Raw genomic sequence first — 16579 nt, forward strand, 5'->3', positions numbered from 1 at the left:
GAACCTGCGCTCAGAGTGAGCCTCGGCGTCAGCCGAAGGGGAGTTCTGCCTTGGCAGCGTGGGCAGCTAGCTTGGCCTCGCGGCGGGCGGTGCGGGCGAACTGCTTCGCCTCCCGCTTCGCCAGCTTGGCGCCGCGCTTCGTCTCGCGCTTGGCCGCCTTGGCGCCGTGCGTGGCGCGCCAGGCGACGCCGGGCTTGCCCTCGGTGTCGACGGCCGCGAGCAGCAGGCCGCCCATGATGCCCAGGTTCTTCATGAACTGGATCTTCTGAGCCGACTTCGCGGCCTTGTCGGTCTCCTGCCAGAACGAGTGCCCGGCGAGGGTCGTCGGGATCAGCGAGCCGGCCAGGAGTACCGCGCCGAGGCGGCGGCCCTTGCCGGACGCGAGCGCGAGCCCGCCGATCACCTGGGCGGCGCCGTTGAGCCGGACCAGGTTCGCGGTGCTCTCCGGGATCCGGTCGCCGACCTGCGGCGGCGCCACCTTCTGGATCAGCGGAACGAACCGGTCGGCGACCGGCTGAGCCTTCGCGACGTGCGGCTCGGGGTTCCGGAGTGCCTGCGCACCCTGGACGACGAAGATGGCGGACAGCAACGGCCTGGCCAGTGCACGCACGACAGTCATGGCTCCTTCTTACCTGGTCCGACAATCCCGGTGGGGCACCAGGTGCCCGTGTGTCTTGTACCCAGTTTGAATCCGGATCCGCGGTCCGGGCTAGATCGCGCAGCCGTCGGGGCCGCAGGCGGCGTCGTCGGTGGTGCCGGGCGTGGTGATCAGGGTCACCGCCGGACGGTCCGCGGCGGCGCGCCGGATCGCTTCGGTGAACACCTCGACCGGCTGGGCGCCGCTGACGCCGTACTTCTGGTCGATCACGAAGAAGGGGACGCCGTTCGCGCCGTACGCGAGCGCCTGGGCCTGGTCGGCCGCGACGTCATCGGCGTACGCCGTACCGGTAAGGACCTCGGTCACCTGGTCCTCGGGGAGGCCGACCTCGACCGCGAGCCTGGTCAGCGTCGCGTGGTCGCCCATCGGCAGGCCGTCGGTGAAGTAGCCCTTGAGGTAGCGCTCCTTGAGCCGGCTCTGCGTGTCAGCCGGTACGTCGCCGGCCTCGGCGAGCTCGAGCGCGAGGTGCAGGACACGGTGGGCGTCGAGGGTGTTCGCCGACTTCGCGTCCTCGAGGTGGAAGTCCAGGCCGACCGCGGCGGCGCTCTTGGTCACATGCGCGTTGGCCTGCTCGCCCCACTCGCGGCCCCGGCCGTACTTCTCGCCGAGCCGCAGGGCCAGGTCGCGCGGGTCGTCGTTGGTCGACGACGGGTCCAGCTGGAAGCTGTGCCAGACGACCTCGGCCGGCTCGCCGGAGGCGGTCAGCGCCTCTTCCAGGTGCCGTTTCCCGATGTAGCAGAACGGGCAGACGACGTCGGACCAGATATCTATGCGCATGAAGATGAAAAACAGTCAGTACTGCCTGTGTATTCCCAAGAACGCGCAGCCCCCGAGGTTCCGGGGACTGCGCGACTTGGGCTGGAAGGATGGTCAGCGGTTGGTGGCGGCCTGCTCGATCAGCTTGGTCACCGGGGAGGGCTCGGACAGCATCACCAGGTGGGACGCGCCCTGGACCTTGACGGTCTTGGCGCCGGCCCGCTGGGCCATCCACGCCTCGGCGGCGGGGGCGATGGCGCGGTCCTTCGACGGCAGGATCGCGTACTTCGGCAGGTCGGCCGGGGCGGACTTCTGGATCACCTCGGTGAAGGCCGAGGCCGCGATCGGACGCTGGGAGGCGCCGAGCAGGGACTGCTCGCGGTACGGCAGGTCGTCGGCGAAGACGGTCCGGAAGGCCTCCGGCTTCATCGCCAGGTCGACGCCACCGGCGTACGAGATCACATCGGTCGTGTCGGGGCCGATCTCGCTGCCCGGGAACTGGGAGTTGAGTCCGCCGACGGTCTCACCGGCCTGCGGGATGAAGGCCGCGACGTACACGAGGGCCTTCACGTCCGGGGTGGAGGCGAGCTCGGTGATGATCGCACCGCCGTACGAGTGGCCGACGAGCACCTTCGGGCCGGGGATGCCGGCCAGTACGCCGGTCAGGTACTTGGTGTCGCTCTCGGGGCCGCGCAGCGGGTTGGCCGGGACGACGACCTTGTAGCCGTCGCGCTGGAGCTTCTCGCTGACCTTGTTCCAGCTGCCGCCGTCGGCGAAGGCGCCGTGGACCAGGACGATGGTCGGCTTGGGCTTGTTCGGGTGCGTGTCGGTGGTCGCGGTGGCGGCGGTGGCGCCGGTGGCCAGCAGGACGAGGCTGGCGACCGCTACCAGGGTGCGGCGAAGGGGATTCATGATTCTGTTGCTCCTGTTCGGTGTGCGGGGATCAGAGCGCGGAGGCGATGAAGTCGGCGACGGTCTTCGGCTGGGAGACCGAGACGGCGTGCGAGGCGTCGACCTCGATCGTGGTGCCGCCGGCGCGCTTGGCCATCTCGCGCTCGCCGTCGGGGTGAATGGCCTGGTCGCCGGTCGCGATCAGGAAGTGGGTGGGCAGGCGCTTCCAGCTGGCCGCGGGAGCCGGCTCGCCGAACGCGGCCGCGGCGATCGGGCGCTGCGAGCGGCCCATCACGTCGGCCTGTGCGGCCGGTACGTCGGCTGCGAACAGCTGGTGGAACTTGTCGGTGGCGATGCTCAGCCAGGTCTCTTCGCTGCCGTCCGTGGCCGGCAGGTTGTGCGGTGCGAGGCCGGTGCCGAAGTCGGTGGCGGGGAAGCTCTCGTTGAGGCCGCCAAGGGTCTCGCCTTCGTCCGGGGCGAAGGCCGCGATGTAGACCAGGCCGGTGACGTTGTCGGCGTCGTTGGCCGCGGCGGTGATGACGGCGCCGCCGTACGAGTGGCCTACCAGGACGACCGGGCCGTCGATCTCGCGGACCTGGGCGGCCAGCCGGCTGCCGTCGCGGGCGATGCCGCTCAGCTCGTTGGCCGGCGCCAGGGTGTTGATGCCGCGGGCGGTGAGGTCGGTGACGACCTCGTTCCAGCTGGACGCGTCGGCGAACGCGCCGTGGACCAGGACGACGGTGGTGGCTTTCTCGCTCATCTTCAGTTCCTCGTTCTCTAGCAGTGGGATTTCCAGCACCGCAATAGAACCTCGGATGGACGAGCCCGCGAATCGACCGAACAGCGGAACTCGGATGAACTCTTCGGGCGGGTCAGCTCACCCGCCGCACCCAAATCTCATGCGTTCGGGGGAGACGCGAACCGCTCGAGCACCAGCCGGGTCAGCTGCACCCGCGAGTTGACCCCCAACTTCCCGAACGCGGCCCTCAGGTGAGTCCCGACGGTACTGGCCGACAACACCAACTCATCAGCCGCCGACCTGTTCGTATGCCCCTCCGCCACCAGCAAGGCCACCCGCCGCTCCATCGGCGTCAACGCGTCCCACCCAGACTCCGGCCGCTGCGGCACCGCAGCCCACTTCCGCCTTCGTACCCCCGCCGCCTGCAACACCGCCTGCACCTTCCCAGCCGGCGCCGCCGCACCCAACTCGGTATACCGCCCCAACGCCCGCTCCAACGCGGCCACCCCCGCCGCCCGCTCGCCCGCCTCCAACTCCGCCCGCCCCAGCAACTCATCAGCCCGAGCCACCAACAGTCGCCGAGGCGACCCAACCAACAGCTCAACAACCGCAACCAACCGAGCCCGAGCACCAGCAACACCTACTACGTCGGTGCTGGCTGCTGTTGCTTCGCGTAGTTGGTTGTGGGCGGTTACTAGTTGGGCTGCTGCCTGGAAGGTGCGGGTGGGGGTGGCTTCGGCTTGGGCGGACAGGAGGTCGGCGGCTTGGGCGGCGGTTTTGGGGTCAGGGGCGGTGGTTGCCGCCATGATCAGGAGGTCGTGGCGTTCTGGGAAGTCGAGCGGGGTGTCCAGGAGCTTGGTGGCTGCTGACAGGTCGCCGTCGGCGATGGCCAGCAGGGCTCGGATTTGGGGGTCGGGGGATTGTTCTCGGGCTTCGGTGGGGTGGCCTTTGAGGAGGGCGATCAAGGCGAGGATCTGGCGGGCGGTGGGTTCGGAGGTGTTGTCGTGGACTTCGGCGCTCCAGCGGATGCAGGAGGTGGCTGCTTCGGTGGCGGCGGGGAGGTTGCCGGTGGCTAGCTCCAGGCGGGCTCGTAGTACCGAGAGCTGGGGGGCTAGCCAGGAGTCGCTGGCGCCTAGGAGGTCTTTGAGGCGGGTCAGGGCGGTGGTTAGCTCGTCTGCCTGGGCTTGGCAGAAGAGCTCGGCCATTTCGATGTGGATGGCGGGATGGCTGCCTACCTGCTCGCCGGCGGCCAGGCGGGCCTCGCGGTAGAGGTCTCGGGCTTCGGCGTACCGGCCGGCCCGCTGTGCGCGCTCGGCGGCGGCTAGGTGCTGGATGCCCAGAGCAACGGCGTCGGTGGTCTCAAAGGGGGCCTCCAGGCGGCCCAGCACTCGGTATGACCTGAGGCGCTCGGCCAGTTGGGCTGAGGCGCCGGGCACATCCAGCTCGCTCTCGCCTAGGCGGCCGGTGGCCCAGCGGTGCGGGAGCAGGCGGAGCATGATCGAGGCGCGCAGATCCGGGGATACAGGACCTCGGTAGAGAGCGGTTCCGCCGAGCAGGTCCTCGGCGAACGCCTCCGCCTGGGCGAACTGCCTGAGCCGGAGCAGGATGGCGATGACATCCTCGCCGACCTCACCTCGGAGCCGACTCTCCGGCAGTGTGAGTTCGAAGGTCTCCTGGATCACCTTGAGCGCAGTGATCGACATAGTCGGTAGCAGCTCCTGGGCCGCCTCCCGGAGCGTGATGATCGCCCCAACGTCTCCAGCGGCAGCCGTGGCGAGGATGTGCGGCGCAGCAGCCGACGCACCCTGCCCACTGGAAAGCAGCTGGTCGGCAATCGCCTTGTGCAACGCTCGCTGCGCTGACGGCGGCACCTCGGCCAGTACTGCGGCTCGCAGCAGCTCGTGCCGGAAGCTCAACGTAGAGGTCCCATCAGCCAGCAACCCGGCGCGAATGGCCTCCTCCAGCGCCCCGGCCAGCTTCGCGATCGAGTCACCCATCAGTACGGCGACATCGTCCAGCTGGAACTCACTGCCGAACACAGCGGCCGTACGGAGCAACTCCTGGCACAACTCCGACGTGCTGCTGACTCGGCGCCGCACACCCTCCACCAGGCCGTCCGGCAGGTCGGCCAGGTACAGCCCGGCCACCAGCTGCTCAGCCAGGAACGGCACTCCCTGTACGCCGCCCAGCCGCACCGACAGCGATGGGTCCACAGGTGAGCCGAGCCGGTCAGCAGCAAGCTCCAGTACCGCCTCCGTACTCAGCGGAGCCAACTGCATCGCATGCACCGGCACCTGGTCCCGCACAGCGTCGACGAGCTGGTCGAACAGCGCACCCGGCCCAGGGCGGGTAGCAAGCACCCACATGACCTTCGCCCGGCTCAGCCGCGCGATCACGATCCGCAGGACGAAGTTGGTGAGCGGGTCAGCCCACTGGGCATCGTCCAGGACGATCAGAGCCGGTACGCCGTCCAGCCGGCGTCCAAGGAGATCCGCCAGCCGCTCACCCAGCCACAGCGGTTGCCCGTTGAGCCCGGCAAGCTCAAGGAAGTGCTCGGTGCTGACCAGCGGCTCTACCCCGGTCCTGAGCGCAGGAGCCAGCGAGGCAAGCGGGCTGATCTCGTCCGTCTGATGCGCCGCCGCCTGCGCGACCAGCACCCCACGGCGCTCCGCCTGCTCCACCAGCGCCCGCACAAGCGCCGACTTCCCGATCCCCGGCTCACCGGTCACTACGGTCAGCGAGGCAGTACCACCCTCAGCCGCCCGCAGAGCCTCCAGCAGTTGGCCCAGCTCTCCTGAGCGTCCCCGCAGCGGTCCCATGCGCACTTTCTACCACCAGCGCTAGCTACACCGCTGCAAAGCGAGGAGAGCGTAGGTGCGGGCGCAGTGGAGGACGTCGGCCAGCGGGACGTGTTCGTCGGTGGCGTGGGCGTAGCGGACGTCGCCTGGGCCGTACTGGAGGGTGGGGATGCAGGCAGCGGCGTACTGGCGGAGGTCGGAGCCGTAGGGGCCGCCCTTGACGTCCGGTGTCTCGGCAGCACCTGCGGCGGTTGCTGCGCGCAACGTGTCGTCGAGCAGGGGGTCGCCCTCCGGTAGCAGCCCGGACGCGAACACTCCACCAGGCCAGCTGACCTTGACCGGGTGCTCCCGCAACCACTCGTCCGCAGCACACGCCTCAGCGACCGCTTGCTCGAAGCTCCGCCTGGCGTCCGCGACCGGCTCGCCCAGGCGTACGCCGTAGCGGCCTTCGGCGACTAGTAGGTCGGGGACGGTGCTGGCCCAGTCGCCTGCCTGGATCGTGCCGACCGACAGTGGGTTGGCTAGATCGAGGTGCTTGAGCAATGGGTGTGGGTCGCGGTTGCGGTCGATCTCGAGCCGTACGAGCGCTTGCTGGATGACGGCGAACTTCTCGATCGCGCTGACCCCGCGGGTACGGGTCGAGCCGTGCGTGGCGAGGCCGGGGACTTCGAGGCGGAAGGTGAGTGAGCCTGCGTTGGCCGGGATGACGCCACCGGCGGTGGGCTCGGCGATCAGACAGGCCTCGCCGGTATGACCGCGCTTGAGCGTCCCGAACGCGCCCAGTCCGCCGTCCTCCTCACCGATCACGGTGTGCACGGCGAGCGGCTTCCGCAGCGAGACTCCGGCGGAGGACAGGGCCGCCACAGCGCCGATGATCGCCGCCAGTCCGCCCTTCATGTCGCAGGTGCCGCGACCCCACATGATCCCGTCGCTGACCCGCGCCGAGAACGGATCACCGTCCGGCCACAGCCCAAGATCCCCGACCGGCACCACATCCACATGCCCATTGAGAATCAGCCCTGGCGTGCCACCACCTGGGGTCACTCCCACACAGCCCCAGGCTTCGGTCCGCTCGACCTCCCACCCGGGAAAGTCGGGGTCGCCGGTGACGGCCGGCAGGTCGAACTGCCAGTGGTCCACGTCCATACCGAGGCCCCGCAGCCGTGCGGCCACCCAGCCCTGGATCTCGTTCTCGACCGGCGTCCCGTCGACGCTGGGGATCTGCACCAGGGTCTGCAGGTCGGTGACGATCTGCTGGTCGTCGACCGCCGCCAGGACGGCTTGCTCGATCTCGGAGGTCATCCTTCGGTCTCCCGATATCTAGGCCGGCGACGCGGGCCGAAGTCGCCGGGGCCAGGCCCGGCTGAACCATACACACGTTGTACAGGCCTTCGGTACCACCGATCACCCGTCAACCGAACTACCCGATCGGAGGGCGAAGTCCACCCGACGAGCCGACAAGCACCCGTCGTGATCACTGTCACTCTTCGTGATGTCGGTCCAGCCCGGATCGGAGCGAACTTGCACTTCGGATCCCCTTACGGGGAGAGGAGAACCACAATGCGTAACAAGAAGAAGATCCTCGTCGCGGCCGCCGCCGTCCTCGTCATCGGCGCCGGCTCGGCCTTCGCCTACTGGAGCACCACGGGCTCCGGCACCGGCTCGGGCACGACAGCAGCCTCCAACGGCACGGTCGTCCTGCACGCGTCCTTCGCCAACGGACTGACGCCGGGCGCCAGTACGCCGGTCAGCTTCACCGCGGACAACGCCGGTACCTCCAGCCTGCAGGTCGGAACCGTCACCACGGTCGTCACCGCGTCCGGCACCTGTGACGCCGCCTGGTTCAGCGTGGCTCCGGTCGCCGAGAACCAGACCATCGCGGCCGGGGCGAGCGGCGTCGCGCTGGCGAACAGCGGCACGCTCACCTTCACCGACGCGGCGGTCAACCAGGACGCCTGCAAGAGCGCGACGATCACGCTGACGCTGAGCAGCAACTAGCCAGCTCCGCGTGTTCCCGGAACCGGGCGGGGGGGTCTCGCCCGGTCCGTGAACGCCGAGGTCCGTCGTCCGCCCATGTTCAGCCGAAAGGAGTGAGGTGCAGATGTCGCGTTGGCGAGTGTTACCCGCCTTTCGGTCTGCCCACGCCGGCACGAAACTCGTCATCGCAGGTCTGCTGCTGGTGCTGACCGCGGCCGGGGTGGCGTACGCCGCGCAGCCCGCGAAGCCCGGTATCAACCTCGGGATCTCGCCCGCCAGCCAGTCCATCACCCGCGGCAAGGCCGCCACCTACACCGTGGCGATCACCTCGACCGGTGGGTTCGCAGGCAAGGTGACACTGACCGCGAGTGGTCTGCCCAGCGGCGCGTCGGCCGCCTTCAGTTCGTCCTCGGTCACGCTGACTTCGGGCAGTACCGGCACCTCCACACTCACCATCAGCACCACGACCAGTACGCCGATCGCGTCGAAGACGATCACCGTCAAGGGAGTCAGCGGCTCGGTGAACGGTACGGTTTCGGCCGGCCTGACGGTGAATCTGCCGCTGTCGAGTTCCTTGACGATGACCACGACGCCGGCCTCGGTGACGATGGCGGCCGGCGCTAGCGCCGTGTACGCCGTGCAGTTGGCCCGTACCAACTTCCCCGGCCCGGTCAGCTTCGCAGTACTGGGAGGCCTTCCCGCCGGGGCGACGGCTGCCTTCACGCCGAACCCGACGACGGGGACGACCTCCACGCTGCAGATCACCACACCCGCCGCTGCGGCTGCCGCGAGCTACACCTTGTACTTGGTGAGCTACGGCAACAACCCGAGCGGCACCCAGCAGTTCGCGTATTCGAGTGTCAGCCTCGTGGTCACAGCAGGCGGCAAACCGTTCACCATCTCCGGCAGTCCGTCCGGCGCCCTGGCACCCGGCGTCTCCCGGCCACTGAACCTCACGCTGACGAATCCGAACAACAAGCCGCTGTCCATCACCAACCTGACGGTGACAGTGCAGACGGTGACCCGGACCGCCTACGCGATCGCCCATAGCCAGCCATGTACAGCGGCGGACTACGCGGTCGTGCAGTACAGCGGTTCCTATCCGCTCACAGTGCCGGCCAACGGCAGTACCTCGTTGTCCAGCCTCGGCGTCAGTACGTCCGCCCAGCCGAAGGTGTCGATGCTCAACACCGCACTGAACCAGGACGGCTGCAAGGGCGTCACCCTCACGCTTGCCTACTCCGGCTCAGGTCAGGGGAGCTGAACGATGATCCGCAGACGCTTGCTCCTCCTGCTCGGTACCACTGTTGTCCTACTGACGGCCACCGGAGTAGCCCTGGCCTTCTGGACCACCTCCGGCACCGGTACAGGCAGCGCGACGACAGGCACACTGGCCCCGCCAACGAACGCCGCCGCTGTAGCGACGCCCGGCAGCGGCACAGTTGAAGTCAGCTGGACCGCTTCCACCCAGTCAACCGGGTACTACGTAACGCGGGTCCGCAACAGCGACAGCTCGGCTGCCGCCGCCTGCGGTACCTCTCCTGCAGCACCTACGGCCAGTACGTCGTGCAACGACCTCGCCGTGGCGGACGGGACCTACCACTACACAGTCACTTCCGTGCTCGCCAGCTGGACCGCTGTCAGCGCCCCGAGTGGGAACGTCACCGTCAACAACACCAGGCCCGCGGTCACCGTCAACCAGGCGGCCGGCCAGGCCGACCCGACCAAGCTCGCGCCGATCAACTTCACCGTCGTCTTCGACGCCATCGTCACGGACTTCACCAGCTCGGACGTGACCGTCGCACCCGGTACTGCGACAGCGGTCGTCACCGGGAGCGGGACGACCTACAACATCGCAGTCAGCGGATTTACCGGTACCGGCTCCGTGAGCGCGTCGATCGCAGCCAACACCGTCCACAACACAGCAGGCGCAGGCAACACAGCGTCAACCAGCACCGACAACACGGTCCTGTACGACGTATCCGCCCCAACAGCCTCCGCACCGGCCGCAACTGCCGCCGTCACCTTCGGCACCACCCCACTCTTCGTCAACAACGAGGTAGTAACCCTCACCACCACAGCAACCGACACCGACTCAACCGTCGCCTCAGTCAGCTACTACTACTGCGCCGGCTCCACGGGCTCCTGCACCAGCGCCAACTGGATCGGCATCGGGACCTCCACAACCTCAGCAACCAACTACCAGGTCCCCACCTCCGCACCCCTGGCCGCAGACGGCCCCTACCGAGTAGTCGCAGTAGCCACCGACTCACCCGGCAACACCAGCACCCCCAGCGCCGCCACCCCCATCACGGTGGACACCACCCCACCAACCGTCACCCGCCCAACCGTGAACGGACACTCCTGATGATGAAGCCATCGAAGAGCAAGCTGGTATGGCTGATCGGCGCCGTGGTCGCGACGCTGGTCGGGGTCACCCTCAGCATCGTCGGCGGACCGGCGGCGTTCGCGGCCACCAGCGGCGTCACCTTCGTCGGCACACCCCAGACCGGTGGAGCCACGGCGAGCTGGCAGATCGGCTTCACCACCGCCAACGGCAGCGGCGGCGATCTCGCCGCCGGCAACACCGTCATCGTGACTTTCAACTCCTCGTTCACCCTGCCGAGCACGCCAGCTGTGACGCTCCAAACCGGGTTCACGGCCTGCTCGGCAACCGCGTCCAGGAGCGGGAACGTCGTCACGGTCCTGCTGGCCAACAGCGGCGGCACCTGTGACCACCAGAAGGGCACTGCGGCCACGCTCACGATCGCAGGGATCACCAATGCGCCCGTGGGTTCATATCCGGCCACCAACTTCACCGTTGCGACCTCCAAGGACGCAGGTACCGGTTCACCGTCAGGTCCTGTCGTACTGACCGCGGGGGCGCCTTCCCAGCTGGCTTACACCACAGCGCCGCCGGCCACCGGCACTTCGGGTTCCCCGCTGGCCACCTTCCGGGTTTCCGTCAAGGACGCTGTCGGCAACACGATCACCACCGGGAACGGCTCCGCCGACAACATCACGCTGAGCATCGCCAGTGGGCCGGCCGGGGGAGCGATCGACTCGGCTCCTGCGACCTACACGAACGTCGCGGCCGTGGCTGGTGTCGCGACCTTCAGTGGGGTGTTCTTCAGCACTGGAGGGACCTACACCCTGGCCGCGACCGATACGAGTCGTACAGGGGTCAGTACGGCGACCAGTGGCTCGATCGTCATCAGCGTGCCGGCCGGGAGCAAGCTTGCTTTCGTCCAAGGGCCGTCTTCCAGCTCAGCCGGGTCGGCGATCTCGCCGGCCATCACGGTTCAGGTGCAGAACTCGAGCGGTAGCGATGTTGCTGCTTCTGGGATCAGTGTGACGCTGGCGGTGTCAGCGGGCGTGATCGATGCCGGTGCCACGGCGATCACCAATAGCGCGGGGCGAGCCACCTTCAGCGGTGTCGTCATCAACACGGCAGCCACCGGGCTTACCTTGACGGCGTCGGCGAGTGGGCTGACCTCGTCGCCGGTGTCGGCGGCCTTCAACGTGACCGTTGCTGTGAGCAACGGAGCTGCGCTGACCAGTGGGGTGAACGACGGCAGTGGGTCCGGGGTGAAGACGGTTGCGTACTACCGCTGCTCGGGCTACACCGGCGCCTGCACCAGCGCCAACTGGACGCTGATCGGCTCGTCGACGACGGCAGCAGGGAACTACCTGGTGACCTGGACCGGGCAGCCCGCCAACGGTCCGTACCGGCTGGTGACTGTGGCGACCGACAACGTGAGCAACGTCAGTCAGGCGAGTGCGTCGATTCCTGTGACCGTGGCCAACTAGCTGTTCCTCCCCGGGGGGAGGAACAGCTAGTTGGTTGGCTACGGTGTCAAGCGGTGGAGGTCGCGGGGGAACAGGGTTACCTCGCGGACGTTCTCGGCGCCCGTCAAGCGGGCGACGAAGCGTTCTAGGCCGATTGCGAAGCCACCGTGGGGTGGCATGCCGTGTTTGAACGTCTGCAGATACGACCGGTACGCCGTTGCGTCCGCCGACTCGCCTCGCGCTTCGAGCGCCGCCACGTACTCGCTGTACCGGTGCAACCGCTGCCCGCCGGTCACCAACTCGACCCCGTTGAAAAGAAGGTCGAACGAGTTGGACCAGCGCGGGTCTGACGGCTGTGGATGCGTGTAGAACGGCCGCTTCACCATCGGGTACCCTTCGACCGCGACGAACTCGCTGCCGTGCTCGCGCAACGCCCACTCGCCGATCGCGCGCTCGTCGGCCGGCGCCAGGTCGGGCTCGTCCGGGTTTGCGCCGGCCAGCTTCAGCGCCTCGCTGAAGTGCAGGACGGGCACCTCGACAGGGATCTCCGGCAGCTTGACGCCGAGTCGCTCCAGCGCACCACCGGCCCGCTCGCCGACAGCTGCGAGCATGGCGGAGATGACGGTCCGCAGTACGGCGAGCACGTCGCGGTGGTCCTGGATGAAGCCGAGCTCTGCGTCGAGCGAGACGTACTCGGCCAGGTGCCGGACCGTGTCGTGCGGCTCGGCGCGGAACACCGGGCCGACCTCGTAGACGCGCTCGAACACCCCGACCATCGTCTGTTTGTAGAACTGCGGCGACTGCGCCAGGTACGCCGGCCCGCCGAAGTAGTCCAGCGCGAAGACGTTCGCGCCGGACTCGGTCGCAGTGCCGACGATCTTCGGCGTCTGGATCTCCGTGAACCCTTGCCCGTCAAGCGAAGCCCGATAGCCGTGCAATGCAGCCGCGGCGACCTCCCACCCGGCCCGGACGGCTGGGTGCCTGAGGGCGACGGGCGCGTTGTCCAGTACTACGGGCAGCCCGGCCCCGACCGTCGGACGCCAGAGCTCGATGGGTGGTGTCTGGGCCGGTTCGGTCAGCGGCTCGATGACGGGGTCGACGATCTCCGCCCCGCCCGGTGCTTGCGGGTTGGCGGCGACCGTACCGGTCACCTGGACGACGGTCTCCTCGCCGAGTTCGTCCAGCTGGGCTTGGGCTTCGGCCGTCTTGACGACGATCTGGCTCAGGCCGGAGCGGTCCCGTAGTACCAGGAAGCTGACGGCCGCCAGCCGTCGTCTTCGATGGACCCAGCCGGCCACCGTGACGGTCTGGCCTACTGCTGAGGGGATCTCGTGGTTGAGAATGCGCATCGCTGTAATTCACCTCCGTTGGTCAACTCGAACCCCGGAGGTGTGGGCGAAGGGTACTCGCGGTGCCACCACACCTTCACCAGGTCGACTGACCCGGCCTCTTGCACTTCATTCGCTCAGGAGTGTCTTCACGCCCGCCCCACGCATCGCCTTCCCAGCTACCGGCGACTCTCTCTTGCGCGGGGTGACGGCCGCTACTCGGTTCCTTCACCACGAACACCCCCAGCGTAGTTGGAGGTTGGAGCCGCACGCAAAACCAATTCAGCGCTTGGTCTTGCCCGGGGGGATGACGACGGTGTCGGTGTCGTGCCGAGCCGGGGTGGTTGCGGTGACGGTGACCGTGTTGGCGGCGCCCGAGCCCGGCCAGGCGGCCCATTCGGTGTTCAGGGGCTTCTTGTAGTTGGCGGTGGTGCAGGTGGCGCGGCGTACGTCGGTCGTGCGCGAGCAGATCCAGCCGCGGTCGAACCGGGGGAGCAGGGCCAGGTTGCGGCCCCAGGAGATCTCCAGGGTGACCCGGCCGGTCGTACCGCTGATGGTCAGGAAACGGTTGTAGACAAGGGGATTCGGGTCGTGCTGCGGATCCGGTGTGACGATCGTGAGCAGCGACTCGTCCAGTTGCGGGCCGGGCAGCGTCTCGGAGTCGGTGTCGAACAGCAGACCGGCTGTCGCGGATACCGAGTACGTCCGTGCTGCCGAGCTGCCCTCCGGTACGGCGAACGAGCCGGGCAGCGGAGCAGGTCGCGACGGGTTGGTGGCAGTGCAAGTGCGTGCCGACGGCGTGCACTTCCAGCCGGCCGGGTTCCCGGCGATCGGCCAGGACAGCGCCGAGCCGTACTGGATCTTGACCGTCACGCTCGGCCGCTTGCCGGGCGCGATGACGATGGTGCGGAAGTACTCTTCCGGGTCGGACTTGCCGGCGACCAGCTTCAGCAGGCTCTCGTCGAGGTGCGGCTTCGGCGCGGGCGGCGGGGCGTCGAGGGTCTCGGAGTCGTCGTCGTACAGGCGGCCGCTCTTCGCCGAGACGGTGAAGGTGCGCTGCACGGCCGTCCCGCCCTTAGGGTCGGCGAACGAGATCGGCAGCGTCGCCGGTGCGGCGGAGTTGGTGGCGGTGCAGATGCCGGTGGCCTTCACACAGCTCCAGCCGGCCGGGCTCCCGGCGATGGGCCATTGCAGCGCGGAGCCGTACTTGATCCCGATCACGACGGGCTTGGTGTTGCCCGCCGGGACCTTGATCGTGATCAGCCACGGCGAGTTCGCCGACTCGGTGCTCGCGCCCGATTCGTACGACGCGTCCGGCAGTGTGCTCGCGCCGTACGGGAGGCCGCCCGGTCCGCCGCCGCCCGGGGGCATGCTGATCGTCAGCAGCCCCTCGTCGAGGATCGGCGTGGTCGGCTCCGGCGGGGTGGGCACCACAGGGGTCGTGGGGGCCGTCGTCGGCGCGGTGGTCGGAGCGGTAGTCGGTTGGGTCGACTCGACCGGCTGGGTCGGGTCCGTCGGTTGGGGCTGGGTCGGTGCGACCACCGGTGGCTTCACCGTCGGCGGTTTGGCCGATGGCGGCTTCGCCGACGGGTTCAACGGCGGCGCCTGCGTCGGCTGCAGCGACGGCGGCTTGCTGATCACCGCCTGGGGAGTGTCGTTTCCGGTGAGTGCCATGGCGGCGATCACTGCGGCCACCGCGACCACGACGACGGCGCCACCGCCGACGGCTGCACGGGTGCTGTTCTCGGTGACCTTCTGCCATCCCGTGGCCAGGAAGCCGGCGATGCCGACCTTGACCCCGGAGGCGGCGGCCAGGTAGCCGAGGCCCGCAGTACCGAGCAGTGCCGGGGCGAGCAGCGCTGGGAGTGCACTGTTGACCTCGACGAGCTCCAGGTAGACCGCGGTGCACTTGGCGCAGTCGTCCAGGTGCTCGCGGACGTTCTTGTTCTCCCGCTTGGTGAGGCCGCCGCGGACATACGCGCCCAGGCGCTCGGTAGTCCAGCGGCAGCGGTCCCCGGCGACATCGGCCAGGTGCTGCTGCAGGTAGGCCTGCCGTAGCCCCTCACGGGCCCGGTAGGCGAGGGCGGAGACGCCGTTGGCGGTCAGGCCGAGCATGGGGGCGATGGTGGCCGGCTTCTCGCCCTCCACCTCGGTGTGCCAGAGCACTGCCTGCCAGCGCTCTGGCAGGGAGGCGAAGGCCTTGGCCGCCGCTCCACTCTCGAACCCGGTCACGCTCGGGTCGTCGAACCCCTGCGGCTCCCGCTCGTACGCCGCGATGTCGTCCGTCGTCTGGACCTTGCGGCCCGAGCGGATCCGGTCGACGTGCACCCGGCGGACGGTGGTCAGCAGGTACGCCCGGAAGGAGATGTCCGGGCCGCCGCCGTTGCGCAGGGCATCGAGCACCTTCGCGAAGGCGTCACTGGCCAGGTCGTCGGCGTCGTTGGCCGGTACGAGCTGGCGGGCCATCCGCTCCGCGGCCAGATGGTGGCGGGCGAACAGCTCGCCGTACGCCTCGAGGTCGCCGGCGCGGACGCGCGCGATCAGCTCCGCGTCGCTCGGCCCTTCCGGCGTCTCCATCCGTGGTCCCCCTGGGTTTGTCACTACACCGTCACCGTCTGTCAGCTCGTTGCCGGGATCAAGGTTCCCACGAGGGACGGATCCGCGCACCTAATCATGACGACAGCGACCTCTGTGAGGTTACGCGAAAAAAGATCCGGAAATCCGCGTCATGAACTCGTCATCGGGCTGTCTCACCTCCAGTACGACGCTTCCGGCCACCCGGTCGGGAGACGAAGGGGCCACCCGAGGAGGGGACATGTCGCTGTTCGCGGACATCCGCAGACGGCTCGACCCGCGTCCCAGCCGGTCCCTGAACCTGGCGGGGTCGCTCGCCCGGGACCGGTCGGAGGCGTCGTCTACAGAGCAACCGTGCGGAAGGAGGGAGCCGCACGGCACCGCTGGCATCGACCGCAGCGCCTATCTGGCAATCGCAGAGGCGCTACGTGACGGTGCCGATGTAGTGCCACCGAGTGACGAGGTCGGCCGCCAGCTGGCGGCCGACGGAGTCTCGCTGCTCGAGGCACTTGATGGGCTGGGTGCGCTGTACCGCTCGATCGCCGGGGGCGAGCCTGCTTTCGAAGCGGTACGCGCACTCAGTTCCAGCTGGGCCGAGGCTTCACTGATCTATCTGCACTCGCTGACCTGCGAGGACCCGCTGACCGGGCTGTCCAGCCTGGCGCACCTGCGGTCCCGGCTCGGCGAGATCTACCGGGAGGCTGAACTCCGTGGAACTTCCGTACCGGCGACCCACGCACTGGTGGTGGTCGAGCCGCTCCACCCGGGCGGGATCACGCCGCTGGAGCGGGAGCTCCGGCTCATCGACGTCGCGGAATGCCTCCGGATCGTGTTCGCGGGCGGTGACGTACTGGGCCGCCTCGGCACACGCCGCGCGGCGGCGCTCGTCGACCGCGAGCCGAACCTGCCGGACCAGGTCGAGACGGTACGAGCCCTGATCACCCAGTGGCGGCTGGACACCGACGAGCCGCAACTGGCCCGGGTATGGATCGAAGGACTTCCGGCGGCCGAGCACTTGGCCGGCCGGGTGCTGGACGAATTGGCACGACCCGCATAGGACTTGCGTCCG

Annotated in this window: 13 protein-coding genes; 5 read left to right on the top strand and 8 right to left on the bottom strand. The window is 68.6% G+C overall.

Annotated features, from left to right (window positions below):
- Positions 1–28: 28 nt before the first annotated feature.
- The 6 genes from AB0M15_RS35120 to AB0M15_RS35145 form a co-directional block, all read right to left on the bottom strand.
- The gene (locus AB0M15_RS35120) at positions 29–619 is read right to left on the bottom strand and encodes a DoxX family protein (RefSeq protein WP_363828553.1); all 591 of its coding nucleotides are present in this window, start codon (positions 617–619) and stop codon (positions 29–31) included.
- Between the two features lie 90 nt (positions 620–709).
- Positions 710–1435, bottom strand: coding sequence for a DsbA family oxidoreductase (locus AB0M15_RS35125; RefSeq protein WP_363828557.1), 726 nt, complete (start codon positions 1433–1435; stop codon positions 710–712).
- 93 nt (positions 1436–1528) lie between these two features.
- Entirely contained in the window at positions 1529–2326 is a 798-nt protein-coding gene (locus tag AB0M15_RS35130) for an alpha/beta hydrolase (RefSeq protein ID WP_363828560.1), read from the bottom strand.
- Positions 2327–2357: 31 nt separating this feature from the next.
- The gene (locus AB0M15_RS35135; RefSeq protein ID WP_363828563.1) at positions 2358–3065 is read right to left on the bottom strand and encodes an alpha/beta hydrolase; all 708 of its coding nucleotides are present in this window, start codon (positions 3063–3065) and stop codon (positions 2358–2360) included.
- Positions 3066–3202: 137 nt separating this feature from the next.
- Complete coding sequence (locus tag AB0M15_RS35140) at positions 3203–5863, bottom strand: AAA family ATPase (RefSeq protein ID WP_363828566.1); 2661 nt, start codon at positions 5861–5863, stop codon at positions 3203–3205.
- 21 nt (positions 5864–5884) lie between these two features.
- A complete protein-coding gene (locus AB0M15_RS35145; protein ID WP_363828569.1) occupies positions 5885–7144 on the bottom strand; it encodes an ArgE/DapE family deacylase in 1260 nt (419 codons plus the stop codon).
- 258 nt (positions 7145–7402) lie between these two features.
- On the opposite strand from AB0M15_RS35145, the gene AB0M15_RS35150 reads away from it, so the two are divergent.
- The 4 genes from AB0M15_RS35150 to AB0M15_RS35165 all read left to right on the top strand — a co-directional run bounded on the left by AB0M15_RS35150 (position 7403) and on the right by AB0M15_RS35165 (position 11629).
- Positions 7403–7840, top strand: coding sequence for a hypothetical protein (locus AB0M15_RS35150; protein ID WP_363828572.1), 438 nt, complete (start codon positions 7403–7405; stop codon positions 7838–7840).
- A 103-nt stretch (positions 7841–7943) separates the two neighbouring features.
- Positions 7944–9083 carry a hypothetical protein gene (locus AB0M15_RS35155; RefSeq protein ID WP_363828577.1) on the top strand — a complete coding sequence of 380 codons (1140 nt, stop codon included), beginning with the start codon at positions 7944–7946 and terminating at the stop codon, positions 9081–9083.
- A 3-nt stretch (positions 9084–9086) separates the two neighbouring features.
- A complete protein-coding gene (locus AB0M15_RS35160; RefSeq protein ID WP_363828581.1) occupies positions 9087–10187 on the top strand; it encodes a hypothetical protein in 1101 nt (366 codons plus the stop codon).
- 2 nt (positions 10188–10189) lie between these two features.
- Positions 10190–11629 carry a hypothetical protein gene (locus AB0M15_RS35165; protein WP_363828584.1) on the top strand — a complete coding sequence of 480 codons (1440 nt, stop codon included), beginning with the start codon at positions 10190–10192 and terminating at the stop codon, positions 11627–11629.
- Between the two features lie 38 nt (positions 11630–11667).
- On the opposite strand, the gene aspS is transcribed toward AB0M15_RS35165, so the two are convergent.
- Positions 11668–12957: an aspartate--tRNA(Asn) ligase gene (gene aspS, locus AB0M15_RS35170; protein WP_363828587.1), complete on the bottom strand. Its 1290-nt coding sequence runs from the start codon at positions 12955–12957 to the stop codon at positions 11668–11670.
- Between the two features lie 261 nt (positions 12958–13218).
- Positions 13219–15513, bottom strand: coding sequence for a sigma-70 family RNA polymerase sigma factor (locus AB0M15_RS35175; protein ID WP_363828590.1), 2295 nt, complete (start codon positions 15511–15513; stop codon positions 13219–13221).
- A 238-nt stretch (positions 15514–15751) separates the two neighbouring features.
- On the opposite strand from AB0M15_RS35175, the gene AB0M15_RS35180 reads away from it, so the two are divergent.
- Positions 15752–16567, top strand: coding sequence for a hypothetical protein (locus AB0M15_RS35180; RefSeq protein ID WP_363828593.1), 816 nt, complete (start codon positions 15752–15754; stop codon positions 16565–16567).
- Positions 16568–16579 lie beyond the last annotated feature (12 nt).

The sequence above is a fragment of the Kribbella sp. NPDC051718 genome, assembly GCF_040681515.1.
Classification (GTDB): domain Bacteria; phylum Actinomycetota; class Actinomycetes; order Propionibacteriales; family Kribbellaceae; genus Kribbella.

Bases quoted from the DNA above. Each gene is read 5' to 3' on its own strand.
- AB0M15_RS35175 (WP_363828590.1), bottom strand. From the start codon at position 15,513: ATGGAGACGCCGGAAGGGCCGAGCGACGCGGAGCTGATCGCGCGCGTC.
- AB0M15_RS35140 (WP_363828566.1), bottom strand. From the start codon at position 5,863: ATGGGACCGCTGCGGGGACGCTCAGGAGAGCTGGGCCAACTGCTGGAG.
- AB0M15_RS35160 (WP_363828581.1), top strand. From the start codon at position 9,087: ATGATCCGCAGACGCTTGCTCCTCCTGCTCGGTACCACTGTTGTCCTA.
- AB0M15_RS35180 (WP_363828593.1), top strand. From the start codon at position 15,752: ATGTCGCTGTTCGCGGACATCCGCAGACGGCTCGACCCGCGTCCCAGC.
- AB0M15_RS35135 (WP_363828563.1), bottom strand. From the start codon at position 3,065: ATGAGCGAGAAAGCCACCACCGTCGTCCTGGTCCACGGCGCGTTCGCC.
- aspS (WP_363828587.1), bottom strand. From the start codon at position 12,957: ATGCGCATTCTCAACCACGAGATCCCCTCAGCAGTAGGCCAGACCGTC.
- AB0M15_RS35145 (WP_363828569.1), bottom strand. From the start codon at position 7,144: ATGACCTCCGAGATCGAGCAAGCCGTCCTGGCGGCGGTCGACGACCAG.
- AB0M15_RS35130 (WP_363828560.1), bottom strand. From the start codon at position 2,326: ATGAATCCCCTTCGCCGCACCCTGGTAGCGGTCGCCAGCCTCGTCCTG.
- AB0M15_RS35155 (WP_363828577.1), top strand. From the start codon at position 7,944: ATGTCGCGTTGGCGAGTGTTACCCGCCTTTCGGTCTGCCCACGCCGGC.
- AB0M15_RS35125 (WP_363828557.1), bottom strand. From the start codon at position 1,435: ATGCGCATAGATATCTGGTCCGACGTCGTCTGCCCGTTCTGCTACATC.
- AB0M15_RS35165 (WP_363828584.1), top strand. From the start codon at position 10,190: ATGAAGCCATCGAAGAGCAAGCTGGTATGGCTGATCGGCGCCGTGGTC.
- AB0M15_RS35120 (WP_363828553.1), bottom strand. From the start codon at position 619: ATGACTGTCGTGCGTGCACTGGCCAGGCCGTTGCTGTCCGCCATCTTC.
- AB0M15_RS35150 (WP_363828572.1), top strand. From the start codon at position 7,403: ATGCGTAACAAGAAGAAGATCCTCGTCGCGGCCGCCGCCGTCCTCGTC.